Consider the following 26,125-nt stretch of genomic DNA (forward strand, 5'->3'; position numbering starts at 1 on the left):
GCTCGGCTTCATTTTTCAACGACTTATCGTCGTTGAAAAATGGCGGCACATCCCTGTGCCGCGGAAGCTCTGAACTTATTCAGAGCTTCCCTAATGGCGGAACAGCGCCGCGATCTCATCCCGATAACGCGCCTGCACCTCGCGCCGGCGCAGCTTCATGGTCGGCGTGAGCAGGCCGTTGTCGACGCTCCACGGCTCCAGCGTCGCGGCCACGCGACGCACCTTGGCATAACCGGGGAAATCGCGCAGCAGCTCGCCGATGCGCTGGTGCAGGGCACGGTGCAGGGCCGGCGCGTGCAAGCTGTCCGGCGCCGCCGGATCGAGGCCGAGCTGCTGCGCCAGCGCCGGCCACAGATCGGGATTCAGCACCACCAGCGCCGCCAGAAACGCCTCGCCCTCACCCAACAGCATGGCGTGATCGAACAGCGGGTCGAGCAGGATCGCCCCCTCCATCTCCGACGGCGGCACCTTCTCGCCGTTGGACAACACCAGGATGTCCTTCAAGCGCCCGGTGATGTGGATGCGGCCCGCGGCGTCGATCTGCACCTGATCGCCGGTGTGCAGCCAACCGCCGGCATCGATGATCGCCCGCGTCGCCTCCGGCTGATTCCAGTAGCCCAGCATCACGTTGGGACCGCGCACCAACAGCTCGTCGTCGCCGCCGAGGCGCACCTCGATGCCGGGCAACGGCCGCCCCACGCTGGCCGGCTCGTTGTCACCGGGCAGGTTGACGCTCACCACCGGACTGGTCTCCGTCAGGCCGTAACCCTGCACCAGGTCCAGCCCCAGCGACAGGAAGAAGCGCGCCACCGTCGGCGCCAGCGCCGCACCGCCGCTCACCGCCAGACGCAGCCGGCCGCCCAGGCGCGCGGTCACCTTGCGCGCCACCAGGCGGTGCAGCAGCGGCCAGAACAGGAGCTGCCAGGACCAGCCGCTGCGGCCCTGCCGCCACAGAAAGCGCCGCCAGCCCACCGCCAGGGTGGCATGGAACAGGGCCCGCGCCAGCGGCGGCCGCTGCGTCAATCCGTCCTGGATCCGTGCATAGACGCGCTCGAACACCCGCGGCACGGCGATGAGGATGGTGGGACGCTGGGTTTGCAGATCCTCGGCCAGTTGCTGCACCGAACGGGCATAGGCCACGCCGCAGCCGGCCATCATCGGCAGGTAGTAGCCAGCCATGCGCTCCAACATGTGGGACAGCGGCAGGAAGGAGAGAAACAGGTCGCCGGTGCGGAAGCGTTCCAGGCTGAGGGCCGCCTCGGTGTTGCTGAGGATGTTGCGGTGGCTGAGCATCACCCCCTTGGGGCGGCCGGTGGTGCCGGAGGTGTAGACGATGGTGGCGAGGTCGTCGCCATTGCCTTGCCGCTCCGCCAGGGCATGCTTGCCGGGCGGCAGCCAAACGGACAGGGGCACGACGCGCGGGCCGCAGTCCGGCCCCGCGCCGTCGCCGGCGAGGACGATGCGCTGCAAACCGGGCACGCTCTCCAGTGCGGCGCGCAGGCGGCCGTAGCGTTCCTCCTGCACCAGCAGCACGCGCACCCCGGCGTCCTGCACTATATAAGCGATGTTGTCCGGGCGATCCTCCAAATACAGCGGCACCACCACCAGGCCCAGCCCCAGGGCCGCCTGCTCGAACCACACCCACTGCGGACCGTTGCGCAGCAGCAGGGCCACCCGCTCGCCCGGCGAGAGCCCCTCCGCCGCCAGGGCCTGCTGCCAGCGCGCCACCTCGCGCCCCGCCTCGCCCCAGCTCCAGTCGCACCACTGCCCGGCGGCACGGTCAAAACTGCGGTAGGCCAGTCCCTGCGGCGTGCGCCGCACACGTTCGCGCAGCAGGCCGTCCAGGGTGACCGCCTGTTGCGGGGAGATGCAATCGGTGGTGGACGCCATCCTCGCCTCCTCGTTCCGGTTCATGGCGGCATGGTAGCCCGGGTTTGACGGGCACGGCCAGCAACCGCTAGGCTTGCCCCCCATGAAAATTCACGTCAACGGAGAGGCACGCGAGGTGCCCGACAGCTACACCGCCGCGCAACTGGTCGAGGCCATGAACCTCACCGGCAAACGCATCGCCATGGAAGTGAACCTGGAGATCGTGCCGCGCAGCCGCTATGCGACACACCGCTTCCAACCCGGCGACAAGGTCGAGGTGGTCCAGGCCATCGGCGGCGGCTGAGCGCCGCCGCGCGTATAATCCGTCATTCATTCACGCATCACACTGCCGCAGGAACACCCCATGCCCAACATCGATGACCCGCTGGTGATTGCCGGCAAGACCTACCGTTCCCGCCTGCTCACCGGCACCGGCAAGTACAAAGACCTGGACGAAACGAAGCGCGCCACCGAGGCCGCCGGCGCCGAGATCATCACCGTGGCGATCCGCCGCACCAACATCGGCCAGAACCCCGGCGAGCCCAACCTGCTCGACGTGCTGCCGCCGGATCGCTACACCTACCTGCCCAACACCGCCGGCTGCTACAACGTCGACGACGCGGTGCGCACCTGCCGCCTGGCGCGCGAACTGCTCGACGGCCACGACCTGGTGAAGCTGGAGGTGCTGGGCGACGAGAAGACGCTGTACCCCGACGTGGTCGCCACCCTCAAGGCCGCCGAAATCCTGATCAAGGACGGCTTCAAGGTGATGGTCTACACCTCCGACGACCCGATCGTCGCCAAGCGCCTGGAAGAGATGGGCTGCGTGGCGGTGATGCCCCTGGCCGGTCCCATCGGCTCCGGCCTCGGCATCCAGAACCGCTACAACATCCTGGAGATCGTGCAGAACGCCCAGGTACCCATCCTGGTGGACGCCGGTGTCGGCACCGCGAGTGACGCCACCATCGCCATGGAGCTGGGCTGCGACGGCGTGCTGATGAACACCGCCATCGCCCAGGCCAAGGACCCGGTGCTGATGGCCTCCGCCATGAAGAAGGCCATCGAGGCCGGCCGCGAGGCCTTCCGCGCCGGACGCATGCCGCGCAAGCGCTACGCCAGCGCCTCCTCACCCATCGACGGCACGTTCTTCTGATTATTCGAGCCCCTCGGCGAACAGGTGCTGATGTGGGCATCTGTCCGCCCGCGGAGCGGACTCCTACAATAGTCCACCATGGACATCATTCAACTCAGCAACGGAACACCACAACGGCTCGACCGCCTATCCGATCTGCCGCAGGAAGGATTTCTCTGGCTGGATTTCACCCGCGATCTGGAACCGGACTGGTACGCCACGGTGGAACAGCTCACCGAACGCAAGATCCACGAGCGCCACATCAACGACAGCTTCAACACCGCGCACCCGTCGTTCTTCGATGCGACTTCCGACTATGACATGGTGATCTTCCGCAGCCTGGCACCGGAGCTGGAAGAGGGCGAGTTCGCCACCCGCCCCATCGCCTTCTTCCTGTTCGAGCGCCTGCTGGTCACCATCCAGCCCGGCGACAGCCGCTCGCTGCAGGGGGTGAAGGAACGCCTGCTGCGCCACACCGGCCGTGTACCGATCGATCCGGCCGGACTGATGCACATGCTGCTCAGCACCATGGTGGATCGCTTTCTCGCCCTGCGCGAACCGCTCACCCTGCAGATGGAGGAGTGGGCCACCAAGCTGCTCAATCCGCGCCACCCCTTCGACGACTGGTATCTGGTGATGGGCCATCGCAGCCAGCTGCGCCGGCTGGAGATCCTGTGCGATGAGCAGGAAGATGCCGTGCTGGCCTGGCGCGACAGCGCGCGCGACGACATCAGCGAACACCTCAACGTGCGCTACACCGACCTGTTGGAGCACATCCGCCGCGTCACAAAATTCGCCCTCACCCAGCAACACGAGGTGGAATCACTGGTGCAACTGCACTTCTCCGCCGTGGCGCACCGCACCAACGAAATCATCCGTGTACTCACCGTGGTCACGGTGATCTTCATGCCGCTCACACTGATCGCCGGTATCTACGGCATGAACTTCGACAACATCCCGGAACTGCACACCCGCTACGGCTATTTCGTGGTCATCGGCGGGATGCTGCTGCTGGCCGCCGCATTGCTGCTGCTGTTCCGCCTCAAGAAATGGTTCTGACACAGGCTCAATGCAGGGTGGGTTTGCGCCGTGTGATCCACCGACACAGCGATGGATCGTGCCTCACCCCTGCATGGGGGAGTTTGCGTAACGCCAGAACGGCGGTTTCGTAGGGTGCGCAATGCGCACCTTGCGGCTATGGCGTGACGGATAGCCTCAGCCGCGCGGCATCTCCTTGATGTACAGGTCGCGCTGCGGATAGGGAAAGGAAATGCCGGCCTGCCGAAAGGCACGCCAGATCGCCAGATTGATCGCCGAGCGCACCGTACCCACACCCTCCTCCGGATCGTCGATCCACACGCGCAGCTCCAGCAGGATGCCGTTGTCGGCAAACTCCATCAGGCGTACCGATGGTGCCGGTTCGGCCACGACACGATCGGACGCCTTGACCGCCTCCAACATCAGCGCCATCGCCTGCTCCGGATCATCCTTGTAGCTGATCTGCACCGGGATGCGCACCCGCACATGGCGATCGGTGTAACTCCAGTTGATCACCTCCGAGGTGATCAGGTTTTCATTGGGGATCAGGGTTTCCACACCATCGCGGTTGCGCACCACCACATAGCGTGCGCGCAGCTCCTCCACCCAGCCGAACCTGTCGCCGACGGTAATCACATCGCCCGGCTTGATGGAGCGATCCAGCACCAGAATGAAACCGCTGATGAAGTTGCTGGCTATGCGCTGCAAACCGAAACCGATACCGACACCGAGGGCGCCGCCGAATACCGTCAGCGTCGTGAGATCGATGCCCACGGCATTGAGCGCCAGCAGCACGGCCAGGGTCAGCAGGAAGAATTTGCTGAACTTGATCAGGGCCACCTGCAGGGCCGGGGTGACGTGGGGTGAAGCCTTCATGCGCCGTTCCAGCACGCCGGACAGCCAGAACGCCAGCGTCATCAACAGGCCCACCAGCAGGACCAGCTTGAGCGCGGACAGCAGCGAGATGCGATTGCTGCCGAAGGTGATCGCCAGATCGTCCAGCGCCTGCAGCACCGCCGGCAGCCAGCCCAGCAGGTGCAGGGCCACCAGCGCCCAGACGGTGAAGCCGATGATGTTCTCCCATGCCTTGAGCATGGGTGTCACCGAAAACCCCTTGCGCAGGCCGTACACCAGGACGCGGATGGCCGCCAGCGACAGCAGCAGCGGCACCGCCAGGTTCAGCACGGCGGTGGTAATGCCCAGCGCGTGCAGGATGGCCCGGCCGATGAGCACGCCGAGCAGCATGGTGAAGGGAAACATCACCCGCTGCACCGAGCGCAGGGTGAAACGCTGCAGGCCGCGGAGCGCTTCCAGATCGCGCCCGCCCAGGGAACGGTGCACCGCCCAGGCACCCGCCGCCGCCAGCAGCAACACCGCCAATTGATACCAGGCGGACAGGTGACCCAGCTCGCGCCACCAGACCGTCAATTCCGCAATGATCGAGTCTTCCACAGTGTTTACCGTTGTATCGACATGGGCATCCAATCTACTCCAGGCGGGGCACGGCACCAAGCGCGGGGTTTTGCCGCCGCACAACAGCGCCTAAAATGTGCGCCCCGCCCGAGGAAACCGCCGTGACCGAAGCCGAACGCCCGCACCGTGCCATCCGCTCCTACACCCTGCGCCAGGGTCGCCTGACCCCGGCCCAGCAGCGCGCCATGGACGAACTGTTTCCGCGCTTCGGCGTGCCGTGCGGCGAGACGCCGCTCGACTTCGCTACGATCTTCGGCCGCAGCGCGCCGCGCGTCCTGGAAATCGGCTTCGGCAACGGCGATTCCCTCGCCGCCATCGCCCAGGCCCATCCCGATATCGACTACCTCGGCATCGAGGTGCATACCCCCGGTGTCGGCCACCTGCTGCTCAGGATAGAAGAACTCGCACTGACCAACTTGCGCGTGATGCGCGACGATGCGGTGGAAGTGCTCACCCGGCGCATCGCCGACGCCTCGCTGGACGCGGTGTATCTGTTCTTCGCCGACCCCTGGCCCAAGAAGCGCCACCACAAGCGCCGCATCGTGCAGGAAGAGTTTGTCCAGCTGCTGCGCCGCAAGCTGAAAATCGGCGGCCACTTCCACATGGCCACCGACTGGGAAGACTACGCCCGGCACATGCTCGAAGTGATGAACGTCGCCGCGGGCTTTCGCAACACCTCGCCCAGCGGCGATTACGTGCCGCGCCCCGACTATCGCCCGCTCACCAAGTTCGAGCAGCGCGGCCAGCGCCTCGGCCACGGCGTGTGGGATCTGATCTTCGAGCGCATCGACTGACCTGCTTGCGCTTCCCCGCCACGGGGAAGCTATACTCGCGCAGGGACAGGATCGTCCCCGTCATGGCTATCAAGGAGGATGCCCATGCCCGCACGCATTCACAGTACCGTCCTGCTCACCCTGCTCCTCGCCGGCACTGCTCACGCCGCCACCTTCCAGCGCTGGACCGATGCCGAGGGCCGCATCCACTACGGCGATGCCGCCCCGGCCGGCGCCACTGCCGAAGAGGTGGAGATCGATCCCGATCACAACGTCCACGAAGCGCCGCCCGTGCCGCGCTTCACGCCGGCCGCACCGAAGAAACGCCCGCCCCCCCGCAGCGACGCCGCGGCGCAACGTGAAACCCGCGAGCGGCGGGAGCGGGCGGAGAAATGCGCCGACTACCAGGAGAAATTCGAACACCTGCGCGCGCGCATGCGCGCCGGCTACAAGGCCAGCGAATACAACCGACTGATGGAACAGGAAGAGACGCTGCGCCGGAAGATCAAGACCTACTGCGACTGATCGCCCGCAGCACGATACCGGGGCCGGTGCTAGTATCAGGCCATTGGGAAAATCCGTACGCAGAGACGGTGGCCCACGCAACGCCCCAGGCGCAAGGGAGAGGGAACATGAAACGCTCCGGCTACAACCACGCATGGCTGGTGCTCGGCGCACTCGGCCTCGTACTCGGCGGCCCGCTCCAGGCGGCCGAAACAGACAGCAAACCGACCGTGGAAGACGAAGCGCCGGTCCGCACGCTCAAACGCCCCCTCCCCGCCACCGTAACTCCGCGCACCACGACGCCCGCCGCGCCCAGGACGGTCGCGCCGGCCGCACCCAAGGCAGTGGCACCGGCCCACACCGCACCCAGGGCTGCGCCAGCACCGGCGGCCGCACCGAAGGCCACCACCCGCACACCGGCCCCGGACAAGGCAGCGGAACGCGCACCCTCCCGCGCAGCGCCCGGCACCGCCACGCTGACCGTGCAAAGTCCCAACGGCGGCGAGACATTCGCGCCGGGCAGCCGCCTGCAGGTGCAGTGGCAGGCCAGCGGCGTGTCCGGCCCCGGCACCATCCAGCTGCTGCGCGACGAGCGCCAGGTGGCGGTCATCGCCGCCTCAATCAACCTGTCGCAGGGCAAGACCAGCTGGCGCATACCGCAGGACCTCAAGGCCGGCAGCTACACCGTGCGCATCCAGAGCCGCGACCGCAAATACAGCGACACCAGCGATCGACCGTTCACCATCGGGGCCGCCAGAAGCAGCGGGGCAAAACCCTCCGCCAAGAGTGAGCGGGAACGCGGTCAACGCCCCACCGCCGCCGCGGCCACGCCGGACGACGGCAGCGCACAGGCGGCGCCGGACAGCGATACGACACCCGCCACGCCCGGACTGGACTTCATCGCACCGACCACCGACACGGCGTGGTGCACCAACCAATCGCATGAATTCCGCTGGAACTCGACGCTGCCGGCCAACAGCCACGTCGCCATCGACCTCATGCGCTCGGACGGCACGACACTGTGGCAGGCCGTCGCGGCCAACGCGCCCGACACCGGCAGTTACACCTGGCCCGGCCTGACCAATGCACAGTTCTCCTCCGGCATGATCAGCCTGCGACCGCGCATCAAGAGCAGCGACAACAGCGTGGTGCAGATGGGCGGGACACTGCATTTCGGCAAGCCGCTGATGCTCAACGCCCCGCAGAGCAATCACACCTGGCGCAAGGGGTCGCAATACACCATCCGCTGGACCCAGTTGTGCGACCTGCCGGCACCGGCCACCCTCGAACTGCTCAACGCCGCACAACAACCGGTGCTGACCATCGCCGACGGCCTGCCCACCGCCGGGCACCACATGCCGCGCTGGTATGAGTGGACCGTGCCCGACGACCTGGCGCCGGGGACCTATCACATCCGCGTGCGCACCGCCGACAACCAGCTGGCCCGCACCGGCTCGTTCAAGATCGCCAATCCGGTCAGCGTCGCCGTCAGCAGCAGCCTCACCTTCACCCAGCCGGCCAACAACGCCGCCTGGTGCACCAACCAGCCGCACGAATTCCGCTGGAACAGCACACTGCCCGCCAACACACGGGTCAAGATCGATCTCATGGAGGCCAACGGTGAAACCGTCTGGCGCAGCATCGTCGCCGACATCCCCAACAGCGGCAGCTATGCCTGGAGCGGCTACACCGACGTCCACTTCGGCTTCGATATGGGCAGATTCCGGCCGCGCATCGCCACCCTCGACAACAGCGCCGTCACCGTGGGCGATCGCTTCCACATCGGCAAACACCTGTTCCTCGAAGCGCCGAAGAGCAACTACACCTGGCACCACGGCGCGTCCTACGACATCCTCTGGACCCAGCTCTGCGACCTGCCCGCACCGGTCAGCGTGGAGCTGCTCGACGCCGGCAAACAACCCGTCGCAACGTTGGCCAGCGGCCTCGGCCCCGCCGGCTCCTCCGGCCGGCAGATCTACAAGTGGACCGTGCCCAACACCCTCACCCCCGGCACCTACCACATCCGCGTACGCACCGCCGACGGCCAATACATGGAAGAAAGCTCCTTCACCATCGCCGCGCCGTCGCCGTTCTGATCCTCGAAAAACAAAGGGCGGCGAGGTCAACAACCTCGCCGCCCATATTATGTTGGGCTGACAAAGGACACCCAATAATGGTGCCTCTATGCCCATCAAACTATTGCAATAGTTTTTACTCTGACCCCGAACTCCTATTGCAATAGTTTTTACTCTGACCCCGAACTCCTCACGAACTCCTTTTACTCTGACCCCGAACTCTACCCCGAACTCCTCAAACGGCCCATCAGTGACGGCAACACCAGCACTGCCAGCAGGAGCAGCATGAAGCCGTCGATGGCACCGCCGCCACCGCCGCTGGAGTGGCTCGGACGCGGGGTGGTGTACATCGGCTGCTGGGTATCGAGGCGGCGCGAGACCGGGGCGCTCTGCGCGCGCTGCTGCTGCGCGGCCTGTTCGATGGCGACGCGCTGCTGGTTGCTGCGCTGGATGTGGCGGGCGGCGAACTGTTCCTCGCGCAGGACGATCATCGAGGTGTAGTCGGTGACCAGCCCGTACTCTAACGCGATGTCGGTGGCCGCGCGCTTGAGATCGGCGTTCTCGCCGAAGTCTTCCATCTCGCTCTGGATGTCCTCGATGGCGGCGTAGGCCCACAGGCGTTCCAGTTCCGGGTTGTCCCTGCTCTGGTGGGGGAAGGCGAACTCGGTCTTGTAGGTCTTGGGCTGGCCGGAGATGCGGCCGGTGATTTCGACCCTGGCGTTGCCGCCGTCGAAGTAATGGCCCATGACGATCAACTGCTGGCCGCGATACAGGCTGCCGATTTCTTTCGGCGTCAGGTCGGCCACCTTCACGCCGCCGATCTTCACTTCCACGCCGTGCAGCGCCTCGTGGCTGACCTTGCTCACGGCGGTGAGCAGCTGGCCGACGATGTCGTCGCTGTTGGAGATGCTGACGGCGAAACCGCCGGAGGCCTTGGTGAGCGCATCGAGCAGCGGACGGTTGGCGCTGTTGCCCATGATGAAGGTGAACAGGCGCGTGTCCTTGCGCTTGATCATCTCGATGAACTTGCGCTGCGCGGTCTCGCCCACATTGGCCACACCGTCGGTGACCAGCACGATGGCACTGGTGCGATCAGCATCGATGGAGTCGAGCCCCATCTGCACGCCGGCATACAGGTTGGTGCCGTTGTGCGGTTGAATACGCATCACCTCGGCGCTGTAGCGCTTGACCATCTCCGCCGTGGCATTGACGTAGCCGCGGGTCAGCTCCCGCGCGCGGTCGTTGAACAACACGATGCGGAAGCGATCATCGGGACGCAGCTTGCCCAGGGCGCGCTGCACGCCATCGGCCAGGGTGGCGTACTTGCCCTGCATGGAGCCGGAGATGTCGAGCACGAAGATCCAGTCGCTGCCTTCGCTGATCGGCTTGAGGTCCTCGCCGGGGGTGACGGTGAGCATGAAGGTGCCGCGCTTGCCGGCGTCGGGCTTGTAGGTCACGAGGTCGACGCTGCCGGGCAGGCCGACCTGATGACGCCAGTAGACCACCAGGTCCTGGTCCAGGGTGAACACCGCCCCGGCCTGTTGCCCCTGCGGGTTGAAGGCCGGGGTCTGGACGCTGCCCTCTTCCTGCACCGCGGCGGCGCCATTGCCGATGCTCACTTTCCATTCGCCGGGACCGACCTGGCGCACCTGGGCATTGGGCTGGTTGGGCAGGCGCACGGCATCCACCGGATAGCCGGACTTGAGGTGCAGGTTGAAACTGAAGGCTGCGGTCACCTTGCTGTCGGCGGTCCAGAACGCCAGCTTCTCCTCGTCGACGCCGCCCTCTTCCAGCGGATAGACATAGCGGCCGATGCCGGTGTCGACGTGGGCCGCCTGCACGTACACCAGGCGGGTGCGGGTATCCTGCCCGGCGCGCACCGGGGACACGCTGATGTCGAAGGTCTTGTAGCTGTCCTTCTCGGTGATGCCGGCATCGCGCCCGGCGGCCTTTTCCTCCTCATAGACGCGGCGCGCCTCCTTCTTCTCCAGCACCTCGCCGATCACCGGCTTGCCGTCGATCCACAGGGTGAACTCGCCCACCGCGCCGTGCTCCGGCACCGGGAAGGAGTAGATCGCCTCCAGGTCGCGGTCGTGGGGGTTGTGAAACACCTGTTCCACGGTGGTGACCGCGTAGCCGTCCTCCACCACCACGTTGACGTGGTGCTCCTTCAGCGCCAGCGCCGGCAGACTGCCGTCCGCCGGGGTGAGCAGGCCCGCTGCCTGGGCCAGACCGCCCGCCAGCAGACCGAGGCACAGGGCCAGCGCCCTGCCCGTGACCGTCCAAACCTTGGTTGTTTCCATGATGGACCTCCTTAAATAAACATCGTTCAATTAATCCGCTGTAAAAACCCGCCGGGGCGGGTGATGACGCTGTCCAGTCCTCGTTTCTTGCCAACTGAACATCGTTCAATTATTTTGTAGCACACAATTGAACGGTGTTCAATACTCCGCTACACTGGCTTCCAACATTCAGCAGCAGGGCAAGACAGATGGCACGACGCAGCGACCACAGCCGGGAAGAAATCCGCCAGATGGCCCTCAACGCCGCCGAGGCCATCGTCGCGGCCGAGGGCTACAAGGGCCTGTCCGCCCGCAAGGTGGCCACCGCCATCGACTACACCGTGGGCACCCTGTATCTGGTATTCGAGAACCTGGACGACCTGGTCTTGCAGGTGAACGGCCGCACCCTCGACGCGCTGTACGAGTGGATGCGCGCCCGCCGCGCTCCCGGCGCCGACACGCGCGCCAGCCTGCTGGCCCTGGCCGATGCCTACATCGCCTACGCCGAGGCGGAGACGCCGCGTTGGAACATGCTGTTCGAGTACGTGACCGACAAAGGCAACGCCCTGCCCGACTGGTATGTGATGAAACTGAGCAAGGTATTCGGCCTGGCGGAAGTGGCGCTGAAGCCGCTGGCGGATCACCGCAGTGAGCAAGAGATCCAGCAGGCGGCGCGCGTGCTGTGGGCCAGCGTGCATGGCATCTGCACCCTGAAGATCCGCCACCGCATGGACCTGGCCGGCGGCCAGTCCACCGGCGAGATGGCGCACATGCTCATCGACAATTTTTTGCATGGATTTGAGGCATAACCCCCTCCCAGCCTCCCCCGAGGCGGGAGAGGAGAATCGGAACAACAGGAAAAAAGGAGAAAAACGATGGAATGGTTCAAACGCGCGCTGCGCTGGCTGCTCAAGGCGCTGTACCAGGTGGAAGTGAAGGGACTGGAGAATCTGGAGCAGGGCGGCAGGCGCGTGCTCATCGTCGCCAACCACACCTCCTTCCTCGATGCCGTGCTGCTGGTGGCCTTCCTCCCCGGCCCGCTCACCTTCGCCGTCAACACCTTCATCGCGCAGAACAAGCTGCTCAAGCCCTTCCTGGCGCTGGCGAAGATTTTCCCCATGGACCCGACCAACCCGCTGTCGGCCAAGTCGCTGATCCGCTACCTGCAGCAAGACAACCGCGCAGTGATCTTCCCCGAGGGGCGCATCACCGTCACCGGCTCGCTGATGAAGATCTACGACGGCACCGGCCTCGTCGCCGACAAGTCGGAGGCGATGGTGGTGCCGGTGCGCATCGACGGCGCGCAGTACACGCCGTTCTCGCGCCTGCGCGGCCGCGTGCGCCTGCGCTGGTTTCCGCAGATCACCCTCACCGTGCTGGAGCCGCGCCGCATCGCCCCGCCCGCCGAGATTCGCGGCCGCGCCCGCCGCAAGGCGGCCGGCCGTGCCCTGGCCGAGATCATGACCGAAATGATGTTCGCCACCAGCAACTACCGCCGCACCCTGTTCCAGGCACTGCTCGATGCGCGCAAGGTTCACGGCGGCAGCCACGTCATCGTCGAGGACATCCAGCGCCGGCCGCTGACCTACAACAAGCTCATCGCCGCCGCCTTCGTGCTGGGCGACGTCATCGCGCAGAAGGCGAAGCACGGCGAATACGTCGGCCTGCTGCTGCCCAGCATGACCAGCACCGTCGCCGCCTTCCTCGGCCTGCATGCCTACGGTCGTGTCCCGGCGATGCTCAACTACACCATCGGCGCCAACGGCATGCGCTCGGCCTGCGAAACGGCGCAGATCAGGACCGTCATCACCTCGCGCCGCTTCATCGACGCCGCCAAGTTGGGCGACGCCGTGCGCCAGCTGGAGGAGCAGGTCAAGCTGGTCTACCTGGAAGACCTGGCCAAACACATCACCCCGCTGGACAAACTCAACGGCCTGGCGCTGTCGCGCCTGGCCTCCTGGGCCTACTACAGAAACGGCGGCGCCACCGATCCGGACGCGCCGGCGGTGGTGCTGTTCACCTCCGGCTCCGAGGGCGCGCCCAAGGGCGTGGTGCTGTCCCACGCCAACCTGCTCGCCAACCGCGAACAGCTCGCCGCGCGCGTGGACTTCTCGGCGCAGGACATCATTCTCAACGCCCTGCCGCTGTTTCACTCCTTCGGCCTCACCGCCGGCACGCTGCTGCCGCTGTTCTCCGGCATGAAAACCTTCTTCTATCCCTCGCCGCTGCACTACCGCATCGTGCCGGAGATCGCCTACGACGTGAACGCCACCGTGCTGTTCGGCACCAACACCTTCCTCGCCGGCTATGCGCGCTTCGCCCATCCCTACGATTTCTACTCGGTGCGCTACGTCTTCGCCGGTGCGGAAAAACTGCAGGAGGAGACGCGCCGCGTATGGGCGGAGAAATTCGGCGTGCGCATCTTCGAGGGCTACGGCGCCACCGAGACCGCGCCGGTGCTCTCCGCCAACACACCGATGGATCACGCCGTCGGCAGCGTCGGCCGCCTGCTGCCGGGCATCCGCTATCATTTGCAGCCGGTGCCCGGCGTGAAGGAAGGCGGGCGCCTGTTCGTGCACGGCCCCAACGTGATGCTCGGCTACCTGCTGCACGCCAATCCCGGCGTGCTGGTGCCGGCGGAGTGCGAGCTGGGCCAGGGCTGGTATGACACCGGCGACATCGTCACCATCGACGGCGACGGTTTCATCCGCATCCAGGGCCGTGCCAAGCGCTTCGCCAAGATCGGCGGCGAGATGGTGTCGCTCACTGCCGTTGAAGAGCTGGTGGCGAAGACCTGGCCGGGGCACGCCCATGCCGTGGTTGCCCTGCCCGACAAGGCCAAGGGCGAACAACTGATCCTGCTCACCGAACAGGCGAACGCCGAGCGCGGCGCGCTGCTCGCCGCCGCCAAGGCGGCGGGCATCGCCGAAATCAACGTGCCGAAGAAGATCCTGAGCGTGCGCCAGCTGCCGCTGCTCGGCACCGGCAAGATCGACTACCCGGCGGTGAAGACCATGGCCGAAGAGCAATTCATCGACGAGGAGGACGTGGCATGAACCGCTCCATCCATACCCTGCTGTTTGCGCAGTTCCTCACCGCCTTTGCCGACAACGCCATCCTGTTCACCGCCTTTGCGATGATCACGCAGAGCGGCGGTTACGGCGAATGGTACAAGCCGGCCTTGCAGGCTTCCTTCCTCATCGCCTTCGTGGTGCTGGCACCGTGGGTGGGCCGCTTCGCCGACCGGCACGCCAAGGGCCGCGTACTCACCTGGGGCAATGGCCTCAAGGCGGCGGGCGCGTTGCTGCTGCTCGTCGGGATCGACCCGCTGCTGGCCTACGCTGTGGTCGGCATCGGCGCCGCCGTGTACGGTCCGGCCAAGTACGGCATCCTGCCCGACCTCGTTGGTCATGAGAATCTGGTCAAGGCCAACGGCTGGGTGGAAGGCTCCACCATCGTCGCCATCGTGCTCGGCGCGGTGATCGGCGCCGGCGTGGCGGATCGCAGCATCGGCGGGGCGCTGGCGCTGATCATCGCTTCCTACGTGGTATCGCTGCTCGCCACCCTGTTCATTCCGCAGACCGCCACCAAGCCGCGCGACGAACGTCCCGCCGTGCGCCACTTCTTCGCCATGATGGGCGGCTTCTTCACCACCTCGCGCGCGCGCTTCTCCATGCTCGGCGCGGCGATCTTCTGGGCCGCCGCGGTGGTGCTGCGCGTGATGTTGGTGACCTGGGCACCGGCGGTGCTGCTGACGCACAACACCTCCGACATCGCCAACCTCACGGTATTCATCGCCATCGGCATCGCGCTCGGTGCCGTGGTGGTACCCTGGCTGGTGCCCATCGAACGGCTGCGCCGCGCGCGCCTCGCCGCCTATCTGATGGGCTGCTGCATCCTGCTCCTCGGCATCACCTCCGATCCGCTGTGGGCCAAGGTCGTGCTGCTGCTCATCGGCGTGACCGGCGGCATCTTCGTGGTGCCGATCAATGCCGCGCTGCAGGACATCGGCCACCGCACCATCGGCGCCGGCGGTGCCGTGGCGATCCAGAACTTCTTCGAGAATCTGGCCATGCTGGCCGGCACCGGCCTCTACACCCTGGCGCTGACGCAGCACATCGACCCGGTCGCCGCCGTGCTCAGCCTCGGCGTGCTGGTGGTGCTCGCCACCACCATCGTCGCCTGGCACCTGCCGAAGGAACCGGAACCGCTGCCGCCGGCGCTGACCGAACAAGCGTAGGCATCGAGGCAGGTGGGTACGGCGTCCGGTCTTCCCCTCGAGCAAACCCGAGTACATCAACTGCTCGGTCACAATACAAGGATGGGTGGAGCGCAGCGCAACCCATCCTGCCGACATCAAACATTGCATCGATGGGTTACGCGTTGCTTCACCCATCTACATGGCACGTCTACTCCCTCCCCCTCGGGGGAGGGCTGGTGAGGGGGCATCCGCGCCTGATCAACAGCACCGACTATCCGCCGCCCGTCATGCTGCGGCCGTCATCACTCGATACGCCCGGCATCCAGCAACGGCATGACCCAGTAGTGCAATCCTGCCCCCTTGAAATCACGGCGCAGGGCATCGAGCAACGGGTTCACCGCCGTGCAGTCGGTATGGACATGGAACATCACCTTGCGCTGGCGCCCCATCACCTGCTCGGCCAGCGACAGTTCCGACTGCCGGCTGCCGTGACCGTCGATACGCGAGCTGCTGAAGCCCGACAGCTGTTCCTGTGCCAGCAGCCAGTCCACCACCGACTCCTCGATGGAGGGTGTCGTAACGATTACCAATAGACACTCTTGCATGTGGGACTCCTAGCGTTCCACGCCGAAACGACGGTACAGGATCGGCAGCAGGATCAAGGTCAGCAGGGTGGAGGTCACCAGGCCGCCGATGACCACGATGGCCAGCGGCCGCTGGATCTCCGAACCGGGGCCGCTGGCGAACAGCAGCGGCACCAGTCCGAAGGCGGCGATGCTGGCGGTCATCAACACCGGCCGCAGGCGGCGGCGTGCCCCCTCGATCACCACGTCGGCCAGGGCCATGCCATGGGCGCGCAGCTGGTTGAAATAGGTCACCATCACCACGCCGTTCAGCACGGCGATGCCCAGCAGCGCGATGAAGCCCACCGATGCCGGCACCGACAGATATTCGCCGGCCAGCCAGAGCGAGAACACGCCGCCGATCATCGCAAACGGGATATTGGTCAGCACCAGCGCCGCCTGACGCACGGTGCCGAAGGTGGAGAACAACAGCAGGAAGATCAGGCCGATGGCCACCGGCACCACGATGGACAGACGGCGCGCGGCGCGCTGCTGGTTCTCGAACTGGCCGCCCCACTCGACGTAGTAGCCGGTCGGCAGCTTGATCTGCTCGGCGACCCTGGCCTTGGCCTCGTCGACGAAACCCACCAGATCGCGGCCACGCACATTGGCCACCACCACCGTATAGCGCGCCGCCTTCTCGCGCGCCACCTTCACCGGCCCCTCCACCCGCTGCAGGGTGGCGATGGTGGTCAATGGGATGTTGCGCCCGTCCGGCAGGGTCACCTGCATGGCGGCGAAACGCTCCGGCGCGGCGCGCAGGTCCTCGCTGCCGCGCAGGATCAGCGGCGTACGGCGCGCCCCCTCATGCACGGTGCCGATCGTGATGCCCTCGACCTGTGCCCGCATCATGTTTTCCAGTTCATTGATCGACAGGCCGAGGCGGCCCGCAGCCAGCCGGTCGATGACGACCTGCAGATACTGCACGCCGGAATTTTCCGCCGTGCGCACGTCCTCCGCGCCGGGGATGCCGTTCAGCAGGGCGGCGATCCGCCGCGCCTGGGCATCCAGCTCGGTGACATCGGTGCCGAAGATCTTCACGGCGACATCGCCGCGCACGCCGGTCAGCATCTCGGAGATGCGCATCTCGATGGGTTGGGTGAAGCCATAGTTGAGGCCCGGAATGTCGTTCATCACCTGGCGGATGGCATCGATCAGCTCTTCCTTGGTTTCCATGCGCCACTCGTCCTGCGGCTTCAGCACCAGAAAGCTGTCGGTGTCGTTCAGGCCCATCGGGTCGAGGCCCAGTTCATCGGAGCCGACGCGGGCGATCACGCCGGTGATCTCCGGAACCTTCTCCAGCAGCGCACGCTGCACGCGCAGGTCCAGCGCCACCGACTGCTCCAGGTTGATGGACGGCAGCTTTTCCAGCTGCACCAGCAGGCTGCCTTCGTCCATGGTGGGCATGAACGTCTTGCCGATGCGGGTGTAGACGACGCCGGTCACCAGCAGCAGCACCAGGGCGCCGATGATGATCGGCTGCGGCTTGGCCAGACACCAGCGCAGCAGCGGCATGTAGTGGCGGTTCACCTGCCGCACCACCCACGGGTCCTCATGGCCGACCTTCTTCAGCAGGAACGACGCCAGCACCGGAATCGCCGTCAGCGATAGCAGCAGCGATCCGGCCAGGGCGAAGACGATGGTGAGGGCGACCGGAATGAACAGCTTGCCCTCCAGACCCTGCAGGGTCAGCAGGGGCAGGAACACGATGATGATGATCAGAATGCCGGAGGTCACCGGCACGCTCACCTCGCGCACGGCGCGATAGATCAGGTGCAGGCGCGGCAGGCGCTGCTGCTGCTCGCCGTGGGCGAGATGGGTGACGATGTTCTCCACCACCACCACCGCCGCGTCCACCAGCATGCCGATGGCGATGGCCAGGCCGCCCAGGCTCATCAGGTTGGCGGACATGCCGAACTGGCGCATCAGGATGAAGGTGGCCAGCGCCGCCAGCGGCAATACCAGTGCCACGGTCAGCGCGGCGCGCAGATTGCCGAGGAACAGCACCAGCAGGACCAGTACCAGGACGATGGCCTCGGTGAGCGCCTTGCTCACCGTGTGCACGGCTTTCTCCACCAGGTCGCCGCGGTTGTAGAACACGTTGATGGTGATGCCCTGCGGCAGCGTCGGCGCCAGCTCGTCCAGCTTGGCCTGCACCCCTTCCACCACCGTGCGTGCATTGGCGCCGCGCAGGCCGAGCACCAGACCTTCGACCGCCTCGCCCTCACCATTGCGCGTCACCGCGCCATAGCGCGTGATGGCGCCGATACGCACCGTGGCGATTTCGCCCACGCGCACCGGCACGCCCGCCGCCATCTTGACCACGATGGCGCGCACGTCTTCCACGGAGCGGATGCGTCCCTCGGCGCGTACCAGCAGGGCCTCGTCGCCCTCGCTGAGGCGGCCGGCGCCGTCGTTGCGGTTGTTTTCCTCCAGCGCCGCCACCAGCTCGGTCATGCCGACACCGCGCGCGTTCATGCGTGCGGCATCCGGCACCACTTCATAGGCGCGCACCAGACCGCCGAGGGCGTTGACGTCCGCCACACCCGGAACGGTGCGCAAGGCCGGGCGGATGGTCCAGTCGAGCAGGCTGCGTTTTTCCATCGCATCCAGCGTGTCGCCTTCGATGGTGAACATGAACATCTCGCCCAGCGGCGTGGTCATCGGCGCCATGCCGCCGCTGATGTCCGCGGGCAGATCCGCCCAGATGGCATTCAGCCGCTCGGCCACCTGCTGCCGCGCCCAGTAGATGTCGGTGCCGTCCTCGAAATCGACGGTGATGTCGGTCAGGGCGTACTTGGCCACGGAGCGCAGCATCACCTGATGCGGGATGCCCAGCATCTCCACCTCGATGGGCGCGGTGATGCGCTGCTCGACTTCCTCCGGCGTCATGCCCGGCGCCTTGATGATGATCTTCACCTGCGTCGAGGAGATGTCCGGAAAGGCATCGATGGGGATGTTCTGGAATGCCAGCGTTCCCGCACCGATCAACACCAGCACCGCCAGCAGCGCCAGCAGGCGCTGGGTCAGGGCAAACTGAATCAGGCGCGCCAGCATCACTCACCCCCGCCGAGGCCCATGGCGGCGCCCTTCACGGCCGCCAGGCCGGTAACCGCGACGCGCTCGTGCGGCGCGAATTTGGCGACGAATACGGTCTTGCCGTCCTGCGTGCCCAGCACCTCGACGATGCGCGGCGAGAAGCCCGTCGCCGTCTGCACGAACACGATGCTGTGCTGGCCGCTGCGCACCACGGCGGCGGCGGGCAGCTGATAGCGATCCGTGCCGGCCACGCCGGCGATGGAGGCCTGCACATACTGGCCGGGCCGCAGGGCGCCGGAACCGCTGGTCAGTTCGGCGCGCACCCGCACCGTCTGGCTCGCCGCATCGACGTCGCGGCCCACGCTCAACAGGCGCCCCGCCGCACCCAGCCCCGCCACCTTGACCTCGGCGCCGGCCGCCAGGCTGGGCAACTGCTCCAGCGGCACGCGGATCTCCAGCCACAGCGGGTCGAGATTGGCGAGGCGGTAGATGGGATCGCTCATGGTGAGGCGCTGGCCCGGTTCGGCGAGACGTTCGATGACCACGCCGGTCATCGGCGCGCGCACCTGCAGCGTGGTCGTCAGGCGGCGATTCTGTTGCAGCGCGGCGATATCCCGCGCCGCCATGCCCGCCAGCAACAACGCCTGACGCCGCTCCTCCAGCGCCGCACTCATTTCCTCGAACGCGCTCTGGGTTTCCAGATAGCGACGACGGGCAATGACGCCTTCCTTGAACAGCATCTCGTCACGTGTCATGGCGGTCTGGGCCAGACGCTGCTGACTCAGCGTTTGCAGGAAATCACGCTGCAGGCTGACCAGCTCGGGACTCTTGAGGCGGGCGATGACCTGGCCTTCTACCACCTCGTCACCCACCGCGCTGGGCATGTATTCCAGCAGGCCGGCCTGCGGTGCCGTGATCAGATGCACCTGATCCGGCGCCACCGTCACCAGCGCCGGCAGTTCCTGGCCGGCCACCGTGCTCACCGCCTCAGGCTCCAGCGTGGTAATCCCCAGCGTCTGCTGCTGGGCCGGTGTCATGACCACATCCTCGGCGGGCAGGTCGGCGGCATGAAGCGACAGAGGCAGCATTCCGGCCAGGACGAAGAGAGACAACAGGGACTTCATAACGTTTCTCCAACAACTTGGTTGTAGCGGGCGATCGCCTGCTGCACTTGCAGCTTGCGCATGTTGAGGGTTCGTTCGGCGGCATCGGCGCGGGTCTGTACGCGCAGGCGCTGCACCAGATCGATTTCGCCCAGATCGAATGCCAGGCGCGCCATGCGCAGGTTTTCCTGCGCCATCTGGTGCTGCTGCCGTGCCAGCTCCAGCTCGCTGCGCAACGTCGTCAACGCCTGCTGCGCGTCGTGCAAGGCAAGTTCCAGTTCGCGTTGCAGCGCCAGCTGTTCGCTCTGCGCCTGCACCAACTGATTGTTGGCCGCCGCAATGGCCGGTCCGGCGTGAGCGCCGCCGCCGAAGGGCAGGCGCAACGACACGCCGATGCTGTCGTGGGTGGTCTCCGTCACCGGTTCCTGATCACGCCGGGTTCCCACGATGAGCATGGGATTGTCACTGCCTGACGCGCGCGCGCGCTGCAATTCCGCCTGCGCCTGCTCGACACGGCGCTGCGCCTCCAGCAGCAAGGGGTGATCCGCCTCGATGCGGCGACGGGCGCTTTGCACTTCGCTGAACTCGGCCGGCCGCTGCGGCAGACCGGACAGCAACAGATAGCGCTTCTCCGCCGTGCGTACCTCGCTCACGGCGAGCAGATACTCGTCCTGCCTGGCCAGGGTTTCATCGCGCGCCAGCAGCAGATCGGCCTCGGCCAGATCCCCGGCCTCGACCCGGCGCTGCACGTCCTGCTCCAGGGCCTGCGCGGTGTGCCAGGCCTGCTCGGCCAGATGACGCTGTTCTTCGGCCAGCGCCAGCGACCACAGCACATCGCGCACACGACCGGCCACCTCCAGCCGCAGCGCCTGTCCCTGGGCGCCGGCCAGCTCACCCGTGCTCAGCGCCTGGTTGCGGCTCGCCGCGCGCTGGCCCCAGCGCCACAGCGGCAACTCCAGATTCGCCTCCCACTCGCGCAGGCCGCGGTCGGTGCCGGCCTGATCGGTCTGGTGTCGCACGACCAGCGCCGGCGCGCCGGCCAGCAGGCTGTCGGCGCGCGCCGCCAGCGCCGCGGCCTCCTGACGGGAGGCCTCGGCGATGCCGCTGCGCGGGTCGCCGCCCAGTGCCGCCACGTAGACATCATTCAGGCTCAGCTCGGCGCTGATGCCCACCAGCGGCGCCGCAAGCGTCTCATCCGCGGCAGCCTGGCCGCTGGTGGCGGCCAGCGCCAGGCACAGTGCCAACACGACAGGGGTTAATTGCATGACATATTTCCCGCAACCATTTCAGTGGCGGGAAGTATGGCGAGTGAAACTTAAACCGAGATTAAAGGAAGCTCTGAACAAGTTCAGAGCTTCCGCGGCACAGGGATGTGCCGCCATTTTCCAACGACGATAAGTCGTTGGAAAATGAAGCCAATCGAAAATCACACTTTTCGATTGGCGTGGTTTTGTCCACGGATGGACTTATGTCGCGCAGCCCATGGAGGGGCGGGAGCGACCTGAGAAGTCCAGGATGGACTTATTCAGACCTTCCTTAAAGTGGCGACGGAAGTGGCGTATGTGCCGTCACGCCAGGCCCGCGGCAAGCGCTGCGAAACAACCACGATATTCCTGGGCCATTTCTGCCGCGTGTTGTCGCAGCATGGCCTGTGGCACGGCCGATGCTGCAGACCAGGCGGCGGCGATCTCTCCCGCCGCCACCTGCACGGGCAGACCCGGCAGCTCCCAACTGGCGCAATAAGCCTTCTGCTTGGCGGGGATTTCTGTCGGCGCCGGCTGCCGTACATTGATGCGCGGCAGGCCATGCGCCATGGCGACGATCCGGCCGTGCAGACTGCTGCCGCAATAGCCACGGCTGTGCGCGATGAGGGCGCAGATATCCCACAGGTGCAGCGAACTGAACAACCAGATCGCGGGGGCGTGCATCCAGGCGGCGAGGCGACGGTAACAGGCGAGGTCATCGTGCCAGGGCGCGGCACCGGCGCGAAACAGGACGATGGTGAATCCGCTGGCGCGGGCGATCGCGTCGAGTTGCGCGGCAATGATGCGCAGCGTCGCGTCATCACCGAAGTCGGCGCTGAATTGCACGGCGAGATAACCCTGCGGAAAGGCGGCGCGCACCTGCGCCGCTTCGCCGTGGCGGGCATGCCGCTGGATTTCAGCGTCGAACAATTCCCGCACCATCACTGCCGGGTCGGGCAGCAGGATGGCGGCGATGCCCGCCGCCGCGAGATGGGCGTGCGTCACCTTGTCGCGCACACCCACGCCGTCTGCCGCATGCAGCTTCGCCAGCACTTCCCTGCGCAGTTCAGCCGGACGATCCGCGAGCTCCACACCGCCGACCGCGCAATAACTCACCGGCTTCGCCGCAGGAAACAGCTCACGGGCGATGCAGTACGGCGCCTCGTCGCCGAGACCGAGGGTCCGCGCGGCCCAGGCGCGGCGCTGCGCGGGATCATGCTCGCAGCGGGCGATCATCTCCTGCGCCTGCTCCGGCGTCTGCAGCATCACCGCCGCCTGCCAGGCATCGCAGGTGAGCAGTTCGCCGCCGACGTGGAGGATATGGAGCGGCTGGTCGCGCAGCTCCAGCGCCAGTGGCGCGATGGCCCGGGTCTGGTGGCCGCCGTATGGGCGCAGATCGCGCGCGGCGAGGCCGGCGTGAATCAACCGGCGCCCCGGCAACAGGGCGGCGGCGATGTGGGGGAACAGCAGATCGCCGAAGTTGTGGCGGTCGCAGGCGCCGAACAGCAGGAGGGGGGTGTCGTCTGCCATGGCTTAACTATACGCGCCCTCCCGGCTCCCCCGCTGTGGATAAGGAGCGCGCAGAGGTTTCCGGCTATCATGCGCTCCCCATGCGTATCGACGATCTGCGCCAGCTTTTACGCCATCACGGCGCCAGGCCCGCCCACGAGGCGCGCTTCCTGCGCGCCTGGCTGCAGGCGCTGCCGCTCGGCACGAAACGACAGGCGGTGGAAGACGTGATGCCGCTGACGCTGCGCCGGGCCTTGCCGGAGATTCACGCGGCACTGGAACACCTGGCCCGGGTGCGCTCCTCCCATCCCGGCGCCGACGACTCGGTGCGCCTGCTGGTGGAACTGGGCGACGGCCAGACGGTGGAAAGCGTGCTGCTGCCACGCGGCGGCGTGTGTGTGTCGACCCAGGTGGGTTGCGCCGTGGGCTGCGTATTCTGCATGACCGGGCGCGACGGTCTGCTGCGGCAGCTGAGCAGCGCGGAGATCGTGGCGCAGGTGGCGTTGGCGCGGCGGCGGCGGCCGGTGAAGAAGGTGGTGTTCATGGGCATGGGCGAGCCGGCCCACAACCTGGACAACGTGCTGGAGGCCATCGAACTGCTCGGCACCCTGGGCGCCGTGGGTTACAACAATCTGGTGTTTTCCACCGTGGGCGATCGGCGCGTGTTCGCACGCCTGCCGCAGGGCACGGTGAAACCGGCGCTGGCCCTGTCGCTGCACACCACCAATGCCGAATTGCGCGCCCGCCTGCTGCCCAAGGCACCGCGCATCGACCCGGCCGAGCTGGTGGAAGAAGGCGAGCGCTACGCCCGCGCCACGCGCTACCCCGTCCAGTACCAGTGGACCCTGCTCGAAGGCATCAACGATACGCCGGAGGAGATGGAAGGCATCGTGCGCCTGCTCAGGGGGAAGTACGCGGTGATGAACCTGATTCCCTACAACAGCAACGAGGGCATGGGCCACCGCCGTCCGACGGCGGAGCACACCGCGGCGATGGCCAGCTACCTGCACCGCCACGGCGTGCTCACCAAACTGCGCAACTCCGCCGGGCAGGACATCGACGGCGGCTGCGGCCAGTTGCGCGCCCGGCTGACGCCGCCGGGCGACGTTCAGCCCCGCCCCTTTCCGGCTCCCCCTTGATCGGCGCCACCACCGGCTATACTTGATACAAAAGGTAGGTTTTTTGGCTGACGGATAACCCGGGAGGTGTGCCATGACCACCGAACATGAAGTACTGCGCAATGTCCGCCCCGGCATGGAGTGCGACAGCGGACGCTGGACCGAACAGATGGCGCAGAACCTGGCCATCGCCGACGGCCTGGGGCGTCTGGGAGAAGAGCATTGGCGCGTGATCCGCTATTTGCGCGAACACTTCGTGCAGTACGGCGCGCCGCCGCCTATGCACCTGGCCTGCCTGAACAGCGAACTGGATCAGCACTGCGTGGAGCGGCTGTTCCATGGCGCACGCGAGGCCTGGCGCATCGCCGGCCTGCCGGACCCGGGTACCGAGGCCATCAGCTACATGGATTGAGGCGGGCGGGGGCGCCGTGCGCCCCCGTTGCCCACCGGGTCAATGCCGCGGGGCAATCACAGCACGTCGCCGACACGCAGCAGGGCATAGATCACCGACAGCGCGATGAGCAGATAGCCCAGCGGCGGCAGCACCTTGTTCAACACGGTGAAGATGCGCGGCATGCGCTCCAGCCTGCCACGCACGCTGCGCGGGTAATACCAGGCGAAGTAGGCGCCCACACCGATGTTGATCAACAGGGAAAGCAGTTCACCGCCACCCATTATTTCTCTCCTGCAAGATTTTCGATTCTGATGATGCGATCCAGACGGATGCAGCGTTCGGCACCGCCATCGGTGACCGCAAGCATGAACTCCTGACCCTGGCGCGTTTGCAGGTCGGTGGGGCGCAGGGTCTCCAGGTGATCGTTGCCGGTCTCGTCGCGCCAGTGCATGCGCCAGCGTCGGCGCTGCATGATGGCCACCTCGTACTCGGAATACAGGCCACATTCGATGGGCTGGTAATCGCTTTCGTCACTCATCGCCGTCCAGAAACAGCTCGATCAGGTCGTTGAGAAAATCGCGGCCCCGCCCGGTCGGCCGCACGCGTTTGGCATCCCACTCGATCAGCCCGCGCCGCTCCGCCTCCTGCAGGGCTGGCGTCACTGCGCTGATGGCCAGGCCGGTACGCTGGCCAAACAACCCGGTGTCGAAACCCTCCACCAGACGCAGCGCATTCATCATGAATTCGAACGCCGCGTCGCTGCGGCGCAAGGTCGCACGTCCCTCCACCTTGTCTGCGGCCGCCAGGTAATCACGCGGGTGGCGCTTCTTCCACAACCGTTCGATGCGCCCTTCCGGCGCATGGGTGATCTTGGCATGGGCGCCGGCACCGATACCGAGATAGTCGCCGAAGTGCCAGTAGTTCAGGTTGTGACGGCACTGCCGCCCGGCGCGCGCATAGGCGGACACCTCGTACTGAGCATAGCCGGCAGCGGCCAGACGCGCCTGGCCCTGGCGCTGGATGGCCTCGATCTCCTCTTCCGGCGGCAGCGCGGGCGGACGGTGATGGAAGGCGGTGTTGGGCTCCAGCGTGAGCTGATAGTAGGAGATGTGCGTCGGCTCCAGCGCCAGTGCCGTGGCAATGTCATCAATGCCACGCGCCAGCGACTGCGCAGGCAGACCGAACATCAGGTCCAGATTGAAATTGTCAAAACCGGCGTGGTGAGCGGCCTCCGCCGCACGCAACGCCTCGCGCCGGCCATGGATGCGACCGAGACGCTGCAGTGTGTCATCATCAAAACTCTGCACGCCGATGGACAGGCGGTTGATGCCGGCGGCGTGGAACTCCTCGAAGCGGCCCGCCTCCACCGTGCCCGGATTGGCCTCCAGGGTAATCTCCGCGTCGGGCGCCAGCCTGAGGCGCGCGCGCAAACCGGAGAGCAGGCGGTCCAATGCCTCCGGCGACAACAGGCTGGGCGTACCGCCGCCGATAAACACGCTGGACACCGGCCGCCCCCACACCGCCGGCAAATCCTGTTCGAGATCCCCCAGCAGCGCATCGACGTAGGCCGCTTCCGGGATATCACCCTTCAACTCGTGGGAGTTGAAATCGCAATAGGGACACTTGCGCACACACCAGGGCACATGCACGTAAAGACTGAGCGGCGGCGGGGCGGAAAAACGAAACATCAATAACCTCGATCCCGGCACTGGATTCCCGGCAATCCTCTGTATACTGTAGGAAAAATT

The 26,125-nt window shown here is 66.3% G+C and carries 22 protein-coding genes; 11 read left to right on the forward strand and 11 right to left on the reverse strand.

Annotated elements, in window-relative coordinates:
- Window positions 1–90: 90 nt before the first annotated feature.
- Window positions 91–1,890 carry an AMP-dependent synthetase/ligase gene (locus EP379_RS15005; RefSeq protein WP_127478543.1) on the reverse strand — a complete coding sequence of 600 codons (1,800 nt, stop codon included), beginning with the start codon at window positions 1,888–1,890 and terminating at the stop codon, window positions 91–93.
- Between the two features lie 82 nt (window positions 1,891–1,972).
- Between EP379_RS15005 and thiS the strand changes: the two genes are divergently transcribed.
- The 3 genes from thiS to EP379_RS15020 all read left to right on the forward strand — a co-directional run bounded on the left by thiS (window position 1,973) and on the right by EP379_RS15020 (window position 4,060).
- The gene (thiS, locus tag EP379_RS15010; protein WP_127478544.1) at window positions 1,973–2,173 is read left to right on the forward strand and encodes a sulfur carrier protein ThiS; all 201 of its coding nucleotides are present in this window, start codon (window positions 1,973–1,975) and stop codon (window positions 2,171–2,173) included.
- A 60-nt stretch (window positions 2,174–2,233) separates the two neighbouring features.
- Window positions 2,234–3,022 carry a thiazole synthase gene (locus tag EP379_RS15015; protein WP_127478545.1) on the forward strand — a complete coding sequence of 263 codons (789 nt, stop codon included), beginning with the start codon at window positions 2,234–2,236 and terminating at the stop codon, window positions 3,020–3,022.
- 78 nt (window positions 3,023–3,100) lie between these two features.
- The gene (locus tag EP379_RS15020; protein WP_127478546.1) at window positions 3,101–4,060 is read left to right on the forward strand and encodes a magnesium transporter CorA family protein; all 960 of its coding nucleotides are present in this window, start codon (window positions 3,101–3,103) and stop codon (window positions 4,058–4,060) included.
- Window positions 4,061–4,216: 156 nt separating this feature from the next.
- On the opposite strand, the gene EP379_RS15025 is transcribed toward EP379_RS15020, so the two are convergent.
- A complete protein-coding gene (locus EP379_RS15025) occupies window positions 4,217–5,491 on the reverse strand; it encodes a mechanosensitive ion channel family protein (RefSeq protein WP_232023932.1) in 1,275 nt (424 codons plus the stop codon).
- Between the two features lie 122 nt (window positions 5,492–5,613).
- On the opposite strand from EP379_RS15025, the gene trmB reads away from it, so the two are divergent.
- The 3 genes from trmB (at window position 5,614) to EP379_RS15040 (ending at window position 8,885) form a co-directional block, all read left to right on the forward strand.
- A complete protein-coding gene (gene trmB / locus EP379_RS15030; RefSeq protein WP_232023933.1) occupies window positions 5,614–6,306 on the forward strand; it encodes a tRNA (guanosine(46)-N7)-methyltransferase TrmB in 693 nt (230 codons plus the stop codon).
- Window positions 6,307–6,390: 84 nt separating this feature from the next.
- On the forward strand, window positions 6,391–6,810 hold the full coding sequence (locus EP379_RS15035) for a DUF4124 domain-containing protein (protein WP_172600510.1): 420 nt from the start codon (window positions 6,391–6,393) through the stop codon (window positions 6,808–6,810).
- Window positions 6,811–6,917: 107 nt separating this feature from the next.
- Window positions 6,918–8,885, forward strand: coding sequence for a Ser-Thr-rich GPI-anchored membrane family protein (locus EP379_RS15040; protein WP_127478549.1), 1,968 nt, complete (start codon window positions 6,918–6,920; stop codon window positions 8,883–8,885).
- A gap of 200 nt (window positions 8,886–9,085) precedes the next feature.
- Here EP379_RS15040 and EP379_RS15045 read toward each other — a convergent pair whose 3' ends face one another.
- On the reverse strand, window positions 9,086–11,167 hold the full coding sequence (locus tag EP379_RS15045) for a VIT and vWA domain-containing protein (protein ID WP_127478550.1): 2,082 nt from the start codon (window positions 11,165–11,167) through the stop codon (window positions 9,086–9,088).
- A gap of 188 nt (window positions 11,168–11,355) precedes the next feature.
- Here EP379_RS15045 and EP379_RS15050 point away from each other — a divergent pair, with 188 nt between their 5' ends.
- The 3 genes from EP379_RS15050 to lplT all read left to right on the forward strand — a co-directional run bounded on the left by EP379_RS15050 (window position 11,356) and on the right by lplT (window position 15,386).
- The gene (locus tag EP379_RS15050; RefSeq protein WP_127478551.1) at window positions 11,356–11,955 is read left to right on the forward strand and encodes a TetR/AcrR family transcriptional regulator; all 600 of its coding nucleotides are present in this window, start codon (window positions 11,356–11,358) and stop codon (window positions 11,953–11,955) included.
- 66 nt (window positions 11,956–12,021) lie between these two features.
- Window positions 12,022–14,202, forward strand: coding sequence for an AMP-binding protein (locus EP379_RS15055; RefSeq protein ID WP_127478552.1), 2,181 nt, complete (start codon window positions 12,022–12,024; stop codon window positions 14,200–14,202).
- Window positions 14,199–15,386, forward strand: coding sequence for a lysophospholipid transporter LplT (gene lplT, locus EP379_RS15060; protein ID WP_127478553.1), 1,188 nt, complete (start codon window positions 14,199–14,201; stop codon window positions 15,384–15,386). Before EP379_RS15055 ends, lplT begins: the two co-directional genes overlap by 4 nt.
- Before the next feature lie 263 nt (window positions 15,387–15,649).
- Here the strand turns inward: lplT and EP379_RS15065 are convergent, their stop codons facing one another.
- From EP379_RS15065 to EP379_RS15085, 5 genes are all read right to left on the reverse strand, one after another.
- Complete coding sequence (locus tag EP379_RS15065; RefSeq protein WP_127478554.1) at window positions 15,650–15,952, reverse strand: DUF3240 family protein; 303 nt, start codon at window positions 15,950–15,952, stop codon at window positions 15,650–15,652.
- 9 nt (window positions 15,953–15,961) lie between these two features.
- Entirely contained in the window at window positions 15,962–19,027 is a 3,066-nt protein-coding gene (locus EP379_RS15070; protein WP_127478555.1) for an efflux RND transporter permease subunit, read from the reverse strand.
- The gene (locus tag EP379_RS15075; RefSeq protein ID WP_127478556.1) at window positions 19,027–20,133 is read right to left on the reverse strand and encodes an efflux RND transporter periplasmic adaptor subunit; all 1,107 of its coding nucleotides are present in this window, start codon (window positions 20,131–20,133) and stop codon (window positions 19,027–19,029) included. Before EP379_RS15075 ends, EP379_RS15070 begins: the two co-directional genes overlap by 1 nt.
- Window positions 20,130–21,377, reverse strand: coding sequence for a TolC family protein (locus EP379_RS15080; RefSeq protein WP_127478557.1), 1,248 nt, complete (start codon window positions 21,375–21,377; stop codon window positions 20,130–20,132). Before EP379_RS15080 ends, EP379_RS15075 begins: the two co-directional genes overlap by 4 nt.
- Window positions 21,378–21,680: 303 nt before the next feature.
- Window positions 21,681–22,886 carry a polysaccharide pyruvyl transferase family protein gene (locus EP379_RS15085; RefSeq protein WP_127478558.1) on the reverse strand — a complete coding sequence of 402 codons (1,206 nt, stop codon included), beginning with the start codon at window positions 22,884–22,886 and terminating at the stop codon, window positions 21,681–21,683.
- Between the two features lie 80 nt (window positions 22,887–22,966).
- Between EP379_RS15085 and EP379_RS15090 the strand changes: the two genes are divergently transcribed.
- Together EP379_RS15090 and EP379_RS15095 are read left to right on the forward strand one after the other, a co-directional pair.
- Complete coding sequence (locus EP379_RS15090; protein WP_127478559.1) at window positions 22,967–24,004, forward strand: RNA methyltransferase; 1,038 nt, start codon at window positions 22,967–22,969, stop codon at window positions 24,002–24,004.
- Between the two features lie 73 nt (window positions 24,005–24,077).
- Window positions 24,078–24,395: a TusE/DsrC/DsvC family sulfur relay protein gene (locus EP379_RS15095; protein ID WP_127478560.1), complete on the forward strand. Its 318-nt coding sequence runs from the start codon at window positions 24,078–24,080 to the stop codon at window positions 24,393–24,395.
- A gap of 56 nt (window positions 24,396–24,451) precedes the next feature.
- Here EP379_RS15095 and EP379_RS15100 read toward each other — a convergent pair whose 3' ends face one another.
- The 3 genes from EP379_RS15100 to hemW are packed head-to-tail and all read right to left on the reverse strand — an operon-like array spanning window position 24,452 to window position 26,065.
- Entirely contained in the window at window positions 24,452–24,658 is a 207-nt protein-coding gene (locus tag EP379_RS15100) for a hypothetical protein (protein WP_127478561.1), read from the reverse strand.
- Complete coding sequence (locus EP379_RS15105; protein WP_127478562.1) at window positions 24,658–24,915, reverse strand: transcriptional antiterminator, Rof; 258 nt, start codon at window positions 24,913–24,915, stop codon at window positions 24,658–24,660. Before EP379_RS15105 ends, EP379_RS15100 begins: the two co-directional genes overlap by 1 nt.
- Window positions 24,908–26,065, reverse strand: coding sequence for a radical SAM family heme chaperone HemW (gene hemW, locus EP379_RS15110; RefSeq protein ID WP_127478563.1), 1,158 nt, complete (start codon window positions 26,063–26,065; stop codon window positions 24,908–24,910). The genes EP379_RS15105 and hemW overlap by 8 nt, the downstream gene beginning before the upstream one ends.
- Window positions 26,066–26,125 lie beyond the last annotated feature (60 nt).

It is taken from the genome of Sulfurivermis fontis (assembly GCF_004001245.1).
Taxonomy (GTDB): domain Bacteria; phylum Pseudomonadota; class Gammaproteobacteria; order Thiohalomonadales; family Thiohalomonadaceae; genus Sulfurivermis; species Sulfurivermis fontis.